General features: G+C 66.8%; 8 protein-coding genes. 4 read left to right on the top strand and 4 right to left on the bottom strand.

From position 1 onward, the window contains the following. Positions 1-46 precede the first annotated feature (46 nt). Both VF329_14900 and VF329_14895 read right to left on the bottom strand, forming a co-directional pair. Positions 47-1,786: a POTRA domain-containing protein gene (locus VF329_14900; GenBank protein ID HEX7082294.1), complete on the bottom strand. Its 1,740-nt coding sequence runs from the start codon at positions 1,784-1,786 to the stop codon at positions 47-49. 1 nt (position 1,787) lies between these two features. Continuing rightward, positions 1,788-3,938: a CHAT domain-containing protein gene (locus VF329_14895; protein HEX7082293.1), complete on the bottom strand. Its 2,151-nt coding sequence runs from the start codon at positions 3,936-3,938 to the stop codon at positions 1,788-1,790. A 157-nt stretch (positions 3,939-4,095) separates the two neighbouring features. On the opposite strand from VF329_14895, the gene VF329_14890 reads away from it, so the two are divergent. The 3 genes from VF329_14890 to bla all read left to right on the top strand — a co-directional run bounded on the left by VF329_14890 (position 4,096) and on the right by bla (position 7,895). After that, entirely contained in the window at positions 4,096-6,027 is a 1,932-nt protein-coding gene (locus tag VF329_14890; protein HEX7082292.1) for an adenylate/guanylate cyclase domain-containing protein, read from the top strand. Beyond that, positions 6,027-6,776 carry a hypothetical protein gene (locus VF329_14885; protein HEX7082291.1) on the top strand — a complete coding sequence of 250 codons (750 nt, stop codon included), beginning with the start codon at positions 6,027-6,029 and terminating at the stop codon, positions 6,774-6,776. Before VF329_14890 ends, VF329_14885 begins: the two co-directional genes overlap by 1 nt. 279 nt (positions 6,777-7,055) lie before the next feature. Then, positions 7,056-7,895, top strand: coding sequence for a subclass B3 metallo-beta-lactamase (bla, locus tag VF329_14880; protein ID HEX7082290.1), 840 nt, complete (start codon positions 7,056-7,058; stop codon positions 7,893-7,895). A gap of 55 nt (positions 7,896-7,950) precedes the next feature. Here the strand turns inward: bla and VF329_14875 are convergent, their stop codons facing one another. After that, positions 7,951-9,051 (bottom strand): CapA family protein, encoded by a 1,101-nt coding sequence (locus VF329_14875; protein HEX7082289.1) that lies wholly within the window; start codon positions 9,049-9,051, stop codon positions 7,951-7,953. Between the two features lie 455 nt (positions 9,052-9,506). Between VF329_14875 and VF329_14870 the strand changes: the two genes are divergently transcribed. Further along, positions 9,507-9,728, top strand: a complete 222-nt coding sequence (locus VF329_14870) for a hypothetical protein (GenBank protein HEX7082288.1) — start codon at positions 9,507-9,509, stop codon at positions 9,726-9,728. Between the two features lie 108 nt (positions 9,729-9,836). Here VF329_14870 and VF329_14865 read toward each other — a convergent pair whose 3' ends face one another. Further along, positions 9,837-11,456: a winged helix-turn-helix domain-containing protein gene (locus tag VF329_14865; GenBank protein HEX7082287.1), complete on the bottom strand. Its 1,620-nt coding sequence runs from the start codon at positions 11,454-11,456 to the stop codon at positions 9,837-9,839. Positions 11,457-11,638: the final 182 nt, after the last annotated feature.

Below are 11,638 nucleotides of genomic sequence, written 5' to 3'. Positions count from 1 at the left end.
CTGTCCTGAAGGTACATGACCGCAGGTCACTCCGGCCGGTGAAGGTTCAAAGCGGCTTCCGGAACGATTTCTGAAAAGCCACCCGGTAGTGGATGCCTCTGTCTTGCAGCGACTCCCCGGGGTCGCTCGGCTCGTCGAGCGCGTCGCCCCAGTACACCTCGACGTTCAGCCATGGAATCGGATTCCACAACGTCCCCAAGCCGACGCTGGCGATGCGCTCCTCGCGCGAGGTGGCGAGCGCGTTGTCCTCGTCCCAGGACACGCCGTAATCGGCGAACACGGCCAGCTCGAAGCGACCTCGAGGCTGTCCGGTCGCGTCGACCCACGGCGCGAACCGATACTCGGCCGAGACGGCCGCCCCGTTGTCGCGCACGAACGAGTTCTCGCGATAGCCGCGCACGGTATAGCGACCGCCGATCGGCAGCTTGTACATCGCGAGCAGTGGATCGAACGCGATCTGCACCGTCTGGCGCACGAGCACCTCGCTGCCGCGCCAGGCGAGTTGACGAAGGTATTGGAACTGCCCGAGAAACGCCGTGAAGCGGCCGTCGGGGCCAGCGGCTCTCACCATTGCATCGAGCGCATCGACGCCCACCCGCAGCGTCGCGCGTGCGGACCAGGCCTGCGCGGCGCCGCGTCGGATCCACTCCGCCCCTATGCCGACCGAGCTGCCCTCGGCTTTGCCGTCGATGTCGCCCGGCGAGAACGAGAACGGCATACCTAGCAGCGTGCTTTCACTGCGTTTGTGCTCGAAGTAGGCGATGCCCGTTACCGACTGCCCCGACTGCTCCACGAACGGCCGAGTCGCGGTCACGCTCCAGGATTCGAGGCGACTCTCGATGTCGAGCGTGTCGAACGGGTCTTCGACGATGTCCGCGTCCTGGTCGGTGAGCAGCAGCTCGAGCGCCGTGCCCCCGGCGCCGATGGGCACGCTGTAGGACAGCACGCTGTCCCGCACGCCCGAGGTCAGCCCGAGCTGGCCGCTCAAGACGTCGCCGTTGCCGATCAGACCGCGGTACGTCAGGCCCAGCAGCCCGCGATCCTCCCCGACGCTGGCCGAACGATCGTTGCTCGCAATCACCGCGAGGTCGAGCGGCGGGCGTTCCGTCACGCCGAGGCGGAGGTGACTCTCGCCGAGCGCCTCTCCCGGCAGCAACTGCGCGTCGATGCGCTGGATCAGCGGGTCTTCCTGCAGCGCGTGCAGAGCCGCCTGCAGGTCGTTGACGTTCAACGGCACGCCGAGCCTGTGCTCGATGCGCCGCTCGATCGTCCGCTCTCGCAGCCGCCGGTTGCCGGAGACCGTGATGTCGGTAAGCCCGCCCTCGACCGCTTGAAGCGTCACCACGCCGTCCAAGATGCGCTGGTCGGGAATCACGACGCCGGAGCTCACGTAGCCGCGCGCCGCGTAGCGCTGTGACAGCGCATGACGCAGTTCGTCAAGCTCCTCGAACGTGATCGCCCGCTGCTCGTAGGGCGCGACAGCGGCCGCGAGCTCCGCAGCCGTAAACACCGAGCTGCCGTCGACCCGGATCGAGCGGACCTCGACGGTGTCGAGCGTCGCCAAATCCACTTCGGTGCCGCGCCGTGCATCGCTCTGCGCGACGGCTTCGGCGGCCATGAGCGCACCGATCACGGTCAGAACGGCGAGAACGCGGACCGCGGCGTTGCCGCGGCTCTGCATGCCCGAGCGTGCGTCGACGGGCACGCCGGCGGCTGCCGCTGCAGGTGCGAGCCGATACCCGCCGACGACGGCCGCAGCTCTCGTCGATGCCGACCGCGTGCTCACGTCAGCGCCAGTCTCCGATCAAGAGGAACGGCGCCCAGTACGCCGGATGCTCGTGACCTTCGTCGTTCATCAGCAGCAGCTGCGCGCCGCGCAGCGCCCCCGCCTTGCTGTTTCTCGGATCCGCGAGCTGCCGGTAGAACTCCGAGATCAGAGCAGCCGTCGATTCGTCGCTGATCAGCCAAAGCGACGCGAGAGCGCTCCTCGCGCCGGCCTTGACCGCGATTCCGGCGAGACCGAGCGCGGCGCGGTCGTCTCCGGCCGCCGTCCGGCAGGCGCTCAACACGAGCAGGTCCACCGGACGGTCCGTGTAGCGTTGGCTGCCGACGATGTCTTCGAGCTCGTTCATCGTGATCACGTCGTCGTAAGTCAGCAGGAACGATCGTCGATAATCCGACTCGAACTCGGCGTGCGTCGCCATGTGCACGATGGAATAGCCGCCCTCGACGATTTCCCGCTTGAGCGTTTCCGTGCGGAAGGCTTCGTCCTTGTACACGCGCGCAGGGAACGTCTGCTCGACGCTGTCGAGCTCGGCCGCAACGAACGGCAGGCCCGGAAACCCCTGCACCGGCTCCGTAATTCCGTTGACCAGGACCCGGGTGACCGGCGCCCTGTTCACGACGCCTATCAGCGACAGCGCCGGCGTCGTCGCGATCGCGTATCGTTCGATGAGAAAGCGTTGCCCGTCGTGCAGCACGGTCAGCGGAACGGTCCTGAGGACGCCGTCGGGAACGAAAACCAGCGTGTCGGGCGCCGCGCTTCGGAGGACGCTCTCGAGCGGGCGGATGAGCCAATCGTAGAGGCGCCTGGCGGGTCCCAGATACGCATCGCCCGAACGGCTGTCTTCGATCGACTCGCGCAACGCACGCGTTTCCTGCGTGAGCTCGTCGAGACTCACCTTCGACGTGAACTGCACTAGCTCGTTACCCGTGCTCACGAGCAGCTCCACGCGGTCGGCGAAGAGCACGGGATAAATCACGAGCACACCTTGCGGCTGACCTTGCGCCGCATCGAAGACCTCCGGCACGGCGCATTGGTCCTCGAAGTAGTTTCGCACCTCGGCGACCCTGAGCTTCTCGAGCGCCTGCTGCACGTCACGAAGCGCCGCGCTGGCCTCCGCGGCGCTGCGGCCCCGGGTGCTCGCGAGCAAGAGGTCCGCATACTCCTCGTAGAGCGGCAGAACGTCCTTCGCGAAACCGCGGCGCGAGGTCACGAGGGCGACCTGCGTGGCCGAAAGCGTATCGATCGCGGACCGATATGCGACGAGCGCCTCGTCGTTGCGGCCGCGTGCTCGCAGCAACCGTGCGCTCTGCCACTCCCATCGGTAGAGGCCGTCGTCCGCGCCGCCCCGTTGCGCGACGAGCACGGCCGTGCGCAACGCCTTCAGCGCATCGTCCGGTGCGCCGAGGTCGGCCGCGGCCAGACCGAGCTCGCCGTAGGCATGGGAAACGAGCCGCGGGTCGTCGAGCTCGCTCGCGATTGCGAGCGCCTGCTCGGCCAAGGCTCGCGCCGCGCCGCGCTGCGCGGGCTCCCGCGCGGCCGAGCCGAGGCTTCGATGGAGCTCCGCAAGGCTCAGCAGGATCGATACCTTGGGCGCACCGTCCTCGAGGCCCAGCGCTTCGCTTCCGAGCTCGTCGAGCCGGGCCGGCAGATCGGCGGCGGCGCCGGTCTCGATGAGGGCGCGTGCCAGATTGACGCGGGCGGTGAGCGCCAGCGCGGTCGTGGGGTCTGCAAGCCGCGCGGCGTCCGCGAACGCGGCGAGGCCCTCGCGCGGCGCCTCGAGGGCCATATAGACGCCGCCGAGATCGTTGAGCAACGGGGCTGCCGCTTCCCGCAGGCCGGCGTCGGCGGCCGCTTCGATGCCGCGCGTGAGGCTCTCCAGCGCACTCTGGTAATCGCCGAGAGCGCCATGGACCTGGCCGAGGCGCCCCTGGATCGCGACGGTGTCCTTGATCCCCCCTCGGCCCGCGGCGACGAGCCCGAGCGCCGCGCGCAACCGATCCAGGGCGCGTACGCTCTGGCCGGACCGCTGATAGCAGTCGGCGGCGGCGAGGTGGTCGGATACCGATGCGGACGGCGAGACCGCGTCTTCGCAACGCTCCGTACCGGCCGAAGGAACGGGGCAAAACGACGCCCAGGCCAAAAGCGGTATCAAGAAGCACCGGCCTCGGGAACGCCGCACGGACATGACGACAGGCACGATCCCGGCTCCAACCGCGTTGCACACCGTCTTGCCCTTTTTTCCGACTCTACCATACACTGCGATTGCCCCGATAATTATCTCACCCCTGGGACAATCGGGAGCAACCGTGTTGACGAAACGATCGGTCCGTGCACGGTTCGCTCTTTGCGTGCTCGCTGCAGCGCTCGCCTGGTTCGGCACGCGTCACGGATCGTGGCTTGCGCCGGGATCGGCCTGGCTCGAGGACGTCGCATTCGCCAACTTCTCCGTACGCCCTCCCCAGAACCGCGACGTCGTCGTCGTTGCGATCACCGAGGACACGCTGTCTCGGCTTCCGTTCCGCTCGCCGCTCGACAGAGGCTTTCTTGCCGGCCTGATCGACGAGCTGTCGCGGCGTCAAGTGCGCGCCGTGGGCCTCGACATCATCTTCGACCAGCCGACGAAACCCGAGGACGACGAAGCGCTGCTCGCCGCCATCGCCCGTTTCCCCGGACCCGTTGTCGTTGCCGCGGGCAACGCGGCGGACGGGCTCACACCGCGCCAGCTCGAGTTTCAGCACAGCTATCTCGAGGGGCGGAAGGTCGGCTTCGCAACGATGTTCTCGACGGCCGGCGTCGTCCGGAACATCTATCCGACGTTTCCGGGCGGCTCGGTCTCGATGCCGAGCTTCGCGGCCGCGCTCGCCGAGGCGGTCGGTGTGGACCCGCCGCGGGCGGCCGTGCGCCTCCACTTCAGGCTGGATGCGGCAGGCTCGCCACCGCCGCCCTTCATACGCAGCTTCCCGGCTCATCACTTGAGCAGCCTGCCCGAGGGTTGGCTCGCCGATTCGATCGTTCTCGTCGGCGCCGACCTGCCGAACGAAGACCGCTTTCGCACGCCGCTTTCGGTGCTCGGCGGCGAGCACGCGACGATGGCCGGCGTCGAGATTCATGCCCAAGCGCTCGCGCAACTGCTCGACGGCACGCGCTATCCGGCGGCGCCCGGCTGGCTCGAAGGCGCGTTGCTGCTCACGGCCGTATCGCTCGGCTTCGCCCTGCCCTTCACCGGCCTCGGTCTGTTGGCGAAGACGATCCTGTCGATCGGCGCCGTGCTGGGCTATTGGGCCGCGGGCTTGGTCCATTTCATGCACGGCGGAGTGTTGCTGCCGCCGCTCGGGCCGCCGCTCGGCCTGCTGCTCAGCGTGGGCTTCGGCAGCGCTTACGCACGCTACGAGGACCGCGCCGAGAAGCGCTTCATCCGACAGGCGTTTCAAAGGTACGTATCCCCCGCCGTCATCGAGCACATCCTGTCCGACCCCCGAAAGCTCGGATTGGGCGGAGAGAAGCGGCGCATGAGCTTCGTGTTTTCCGATCTCGCGGGCTTCACCACGCTGGCCGAGCGTCACGATCCGGAGGTCGTCGTTGCGCTATTGCAGGGCTATTTCGACGGGATGTTGCGCATCGCGTTCGCGCACGGCGGCACCGTGGACCGGCTCGTCGGCGACAGCGTCGCGATCCTCTTCGGCGCACCTGCCGAGCAGCCGGACCATGCGGCGCGCGCCGTCCGCTGCGCCGTCGATATCGATCGCTATTGCGAGGCCTTTCGTCTTACGCAGGCCGCATGCGGCGTCGAGATGGGCATCACGCGCATCGGTGTGCACAGCGGCACGGCAATCGTCGGCAACGTCGGCAGCACTGACCGCCTGCACTACACGGCGCACGGCGACTGCGTCAACGTGGCTGCGCGGCTCGAATCGGCGAACAAGCAGCTCGGCACGCGTTTATGCATCAGCGCCGAGACCGCGCAACAGTGCTCGGACGTTTCATTCAGACCGGTGGGCGATCTCGTCGTCAAAGGCAAGACCGAGGGCCTCGAGTGCGTGGCACCCTGGGACGGCCTTCCCGCCGAGCATCGAGACGACTACCTCGCGGCCTACGCCGCGTTGCAGAGAGGCGATTCCGCGAGCCTCGAGCTGTTCGCCGCGCTGCATAGGTGCGTGCCGGACGACCCGCTCGTCGCATATCACTATCGGCGTCTCGCGTGCGGAGCGACGGGCGCCAGGATCGTGCTGGAGGAAAAGTGATGCGCATCGAAGATGTCGCAGCCGCAGCTGCATTCGGAGCTCTGGCGTCGCTCGCGTTCCCATCGTCGCAGGCCGCCGAGAGCGTCGTCTTGGAGTCGAACACGAGCCGATTCACCGTCGGGCAAACTTTGGACACCGAGGCACCGTTGACGCTCGGCCGGGACGAGACCGTCGTGCTCGCTGCGGAGGACGGCCGCACGCTGGTCGTCGAAGGTCCGCACGACGGACCCGCGACGGGAAGACCTGCGCCCGAAAGCCGGTTGCGCAGGCTGCTCGGGCAGCTGTTCGGGATGGAGCGCCCGGAGGTCGAAGGGCTCGGAGGCGTTCGCGGCGGCGAAGACGAGACTTCGCAGCCTGCCGATACGCGCCCCGACCCGTGGCTGATTCACGCCGAGCTCGCATCCGAGCAGTGCGTCCTCGCCGGCCGTCCCGTGGGCCTTTGGCGCGAACACCTCGATCGGGGTGGCCGCTCGACATTGCTCGACGTCGCGAGCGGAGAATCGGCCGAGCTCGACTGGAGCGATCGGCAACAGGCGGACTGGCCGCTCGGAACCTTGCCCGGCGACAATCGCATCTATCTCGTCAGGTTCGGCGACGAGCTTCGCTCGACGGCGATCCGGGTGCACACGCTGCCTCCGGGGCTCGCCGACAAGGGACTCACCACGGTCGCCTGGCTTGCGACGCGAGGCTGCATGGCGCAAGCACGGATTCTGCTACGCAGCCTGCCGGACTCCGGGTCCGCTCCGTGACGCCGCTGCGCCGTGGCCCGGCGGACGGGCGTGGTGCGGCGACTCCAATTTGACCGGCTGCCCCGCCCATGCTCTAGTACGGTGTCGCACAAATACCTCTACATGACGCTTGACGGGACGCTCGCCCACGCCACCCCAGCGCTCACTGTGTTCGCGCCGGGGACCCCGGGCATGGACGCGCGCGAGCGAGCCTACAGGGACGTATCCACGGCGTTCCCGGCAAGTGTCATGTAGAGGTATTTGCGGGACACCCGCGAACTTAAAAAAGAACGAACGATCATGAAAAGAGCCGCATTTCTCGTAGCGTCGTCGTTGACGGCCGTCGTCGCGAGCGCTCAACCCCGAGTAAATTGGAACGCGCCGTTCCCTCCTCATCGTGTCATGGACAATCTCTACTACGTCGGCACGGCGCAGCTCGCCTCGTTTCTGATCACGACGCCCGATGGTCACATTCTCATCAACAGCGATTTCGAGAGCAGCGTTCCGGTGCTGCGCGAGAATGTCGAGCAGCTCGGCTTCGAGTTCGGCGATATCGAGATCCTGCTCGGCAGCCATGCTCACGGCGACCATATGCAGGGTGACGCGCTGGTGAAGTCCCTGACCGGCGCGACGGTCATGGCCATGGCCGAAGACGTCCCCGCGCTCCGCGCGATGCGGCCCGGAGGGAAGGAGCATCCGATTGACCGCGTGCTTCACGACGGCGACGAGGTCACGCTCGGCGGAACGACGCTGACGGCCTATCGGACGCCGGGCCATACGAAGGGCTGCACGAGCTGGGGCCTCGACTTGGAGGAAGACGGCAGGACTTACCATGCGCTGATCGTCTGCAGCTTCGGGGTCAACGACAACTACGTGCTGGTCGGCAACGAGGACTATCCCGAGATCGCTTCCGATTACGTCGCCACGTTCGCCAAGGCGCGCGCTTTGCCCGTCGACGTGTTTCTCGGCTCGCACGGCACCTTCTACGGGCTCGACGAGAAATATGCCGCCCTGAAGAGTCGAAAGCCCGGCGATCCGAATCCGTTCATCGATCGCGCGGGCTATCTCGCCCACATCGACGCGCAGCAAAGGCGCTTCGAAGCGATGCTCGCGGCGCAGAAGGCGGCTGCCGGGGAGTAGCTGCGCCGCGAGCGCTCGCTCGAGGATCGACCTCGGCGCGGCGCTCCGCTCCCGTTCACTGCTCGAGCAGAACCAGCTCCTGCCCGTCCAGCTTCAGATCGGTGGAGCCCGATAGCTCCCGGAGCTTGCCATAAAGCCTTTCGCCCTCGGGCGAGTCGGGCGGCACGAGCCATACATTGTTGGTCTCGGCGTCCCGCGTGACGGGCACCAGCGAGACACGCTTCACTCGCTTGTCCTCGATGACGACCCTTGCGACCAGCCCGTCACGATAATCTCTGACGCGTATCCAGTCGGAAGCGAAATTGCCGAGGCAATACATGACGGGCTTACCGGCGTAGGTCTCGACGGCCTGCAGCGAGTGGCAACCGTGACCGAAGACGATATCGGCCCCGGCATCGATCGCGGCCTGGGCGAGGCGTCTTTGGTAGGGCTCGAAGTACTGCAGGTTCTCGTTGACGGGGAGGCGCGAATACAGATCGTCGGTGGCCGCGCTTGTCGCCGTTGTGGCGCTCGCCGCGCCGGCCGCGGTCGCCGCGTTTCGCGTGCGGTTATCGCGCGATGCACCGTCTCTTCCCTGGCCGTCACGCGTGTGGGCAGACACGACGAGGACGTCCACCTTCGGTCTCGTACGCCGTATGTCGTCCAGCAGCCGATCCAGATCACCCGGGTCGATCGTGGTGCCGTCCGGAGACTTCAGCCGCGCAACGCCCGCCGCGTCTTCCGTCGCGATCTGCTCTGCCTCGTCGTACCACTTCGACGTGTATTGCAGGAAGCCGAACGTCACGCCGTTCTTCTCGACGATGGCCGGTTCGTGAGCTGCATCGATGTCCTTCCCCGCTCCGGTGTGCGCGATTCCGTGCGCATCCAGCACGGACAGGCTGGCCATGATGTTGTCGCGCCCGTAGGCGACGTTGTTGGCGACGCCGACCACGGAGATATTGCCGGCGACGAGCGCCTCCACGGCTTCCGGCCCGAGATGCGTCCATCCGTTCTTGTTCGGGAGATCCCAGGCGGGACCCTTCGATTCCACGAGCAGGCCTTCGAGGTTGGCATACACGAGATCGGCTTCGTTGAGGGTTTGCCGCACGAGTTGGAGCGCGTCGGCCGGGTGCTCTCTTTGCTGCACGTTGAAGTCTCCGAGCAGCAGAAGTGTCACGGCGTCATCGCTGACGTCACCGCTCCAGGGCCACGGATCTTCGGCAATTGCGGCGGCGGTGTACCCGACCAATCCGAATATCGAGCAGCAGCAAATAAGAGCGTTGACCGACGGGCTCCTCGCAGCTGATCTGTTCATAGTTCTCGCTCCGTCCCTCTGTTCGATGACGCTTGCGTCCATCTTATCAGGCCCGAGCCTCTCGGAAGCCCCTCTCGCCGGCGAATCGACGCGCTCGTCCGATGGACGCGGAGGAACGCGCGAATCCGCAGAAATGCGCAGAAAAGCATTTCCTTTCGCTCAGGAAAGAAGCCCCCCTGCTCCGCGACACTGTGTCCCAAGGCGGAGGGAACGAGCGGCAAGCAGAACGTCCCCTGAAGCGCGAAGCGAAGCCGCTCCCTTTCACCGACCTCCCGGAAAGCAGCGGAATCGAGGAACGGAGCAACGGAGACACGGTCATGAGCAACACGAAACACAATCAGGGCAATATGCAGAGCACGATGGGCGGCCGCGACACGACGCCCGGAAACGCCGCCCCCGACGGCGAGCGGCAGGGACGCAAGCCTTCGCGCTTCGGATGGCTGTTCGACGAGGCGATTTTTCAGGCGCTTCTGCTCGTCGCGGTGCTGGTCGCCCTCGCCGACGGAGTCTCCTCGGTCAACAACATGGGGATCGTGTGAGTCGCCCGTCGAGCGGTCCCGCGACGGTCGGCACGCGGCCCGCCCGGAGAGAGGTGCTTCCTCCTCCGGGCGCCGTCGTGCGCTCCGTGCTCACCCGGCGATTAGCGATCAGCCGCGCAAGGCACCGATCTTGCGAAGGCCTCCCAGCCTGTGCTCGATCACGCTCTCGTTGTCGGTCATGCGCTCGATCAGTGACTCGAAGTGCTTCGGCGTCATCGCGGGATTGATCTTGCGACAGCGCTCCAACGCGTCCTGAGCCGCCTTCTTGAGATTCAACCGGCCGAGCACGTTCGCATGGTGCATGCAGGCGAGCGATAGGTTCGGCCGCAGCTCGAGCGCCGCTTCCGCCGACGCCCGCGCGTCTTCGAGTTTGCCTTCGCAAACGGCGGCGACCGACTCGTGATAACGCCAGAACGCAACCCCCGGGTGGTGCGGCTCCATGCTCAACAAGCGATCGAGTATGCCGTGCAGATCGCTCAAGTCCTTTTCCTCCCCCGAGGCCGTCAGCGGCCAGCCCATGTAGCCCCACGCGCCAAAATCGAACGGGGCGTACTCGACCGCCTTTCGCAGGCAGCCGATGGCCCTGCGGTAGTCGCCGAAATAGGTCCATACCAGGCTCGCCATCTTCTGGATGAACGGGTCCTGCGGCGCCAGCGTCGCCGCCTTCTCCGCCGCTTCGAGCGCAGCCGACTCGTCGCGCTTCGGCTCCGTGCTCCAGCCGTTCACGAGCCGCTCCACGAGCAGCGAGGCCAACATGGCGTGCGCGGCCGGATAGTCCTTGTCGAGCTCGATCGCGCGGCGCACCGGCTCGATCGCGTCCGCCAGGCCGCTCGGCGTGTACTCGAACGCGAAAGCGCGCGCCTTTTGCACGAGGCCCCAAGCATCGAGACTGCTCGTGGGTCGGTGTCTCGCGCTATTGGTCTCGGCCCGCAGTCGATGTGTCGTGAACGAGCCGACGATTGCCCCCGCGACGTCCCTTTCGATCGCGAGCAGATCCTCGCTCTTGCGGTCGTAGCTTTGCGCCCAGATCTGGGTGCCGCCCGATGCGTCGTTGAGCTCGGCGACGACGTGCACGGACCCGCTGCTGGATTGCACGCTGCCCGAGATGACGTAGTCGACATTCAATCTCCTGCCGATCTCGCGAATGTCGACGCTCGCATCCTTGAAGACGAACGACGAGCGGCGGGACGCGACCCGCAGGCGGTCGACGCGTGCGAGCGTGCTGTGGAGCTCGGCCGCGAACGCGTCCCCGATGAACGAGACGGCCGGATCCGCAGAGTGATTCTCGAACGGCAGCACGGCGATCGCGGCCATGGCGCTGGAGGGCGAAGGCGGGTTCAGCGGGGCCGTCGCGGCGGCACCGCCATCCGCGGCGGCCTGCGGCGTACGTTCGCTCTCCTCGTGGTCGAGCACGATCGGCTCGACGAGCCGGTATCCGCGTTTCGGCACCGTCTGAATGTAGCGGGGGCTGCCCCGGTCGTCGCCCAAGGCCCGCCGCAGCTCGCTGATGCAGCGCGTCAAGACCTCCTCCGAGGTGATCCGGCGCCACACTTGCTCGAGCAGCGTGTCCCGCTCGACGAGCTCGCCCGCGTGCTCGGCGAGATAGACGAGCACGTCCATGACCTTCGGTTGGACGTGCTGGCCGCCGCCGGGGCCGCTGATGCGTCCGGAGAGCGGCTCGACGTCGAATGCGCCGATGCGGAAGCCGCGTCGCAGTCGCTGGTCCATGGGAGTTGCCGTTGACCCCTACGCGCGGGCGCGTGGTGGGAAGCCGAGAACGATGTTAGCGGCGCGCCGACGCGCCGGCAACACACCCTCGCCTTCCGGAATCCGCAGAACTCCGAACGTTTGCGCGGATTTCGCGATGAAAACAATTCTTCTTGCATCAGTCTCTTAAGAGCGTTTGCGCG

The sequence above is a fragment of the Gammaproteobacteria bacterium genome (assembly GCA_036381015.1).
In the GTDB taxonomy this organism is placed as follows: Bacteria; Pseudomonadota; Gammaproteobacteria; order Steroidobacterales; family Rariloculaceae; genus ZC4RG20.
This window is presented reverse-complemented; position numbering and strand designations above follow the sequence as displayed.

Coding starts and splice junctions, on each gene's coding strand:
- VF329_14885 (HEX7082291.1), top strand. CDS start 6,027: ATGCGCATCGAAGATGTCGCAGCCGCAGCTGCATTCGGAGCTCTGGCG.
- VF329_14865 (HEX7082287.1), bottom strand. CDS start 11,456: ATGGACCAGCGACTGCGACGCGGCTTCCGCATCGGCGCATTCGACGTC.
- VF329_14870 (HEX7082288.1), top strand. CDS start 9,507: ATGAGCAACACGAAACACAATCAGGGCAATATGCAGAGCACGATGGGC.
- bla (HEX7082290.1), top strand. CDS start 7,056: ATGAAAAGAGCCGCATTTCTCGTAGCGTCGTCGTTGACGGCCGTCGTC.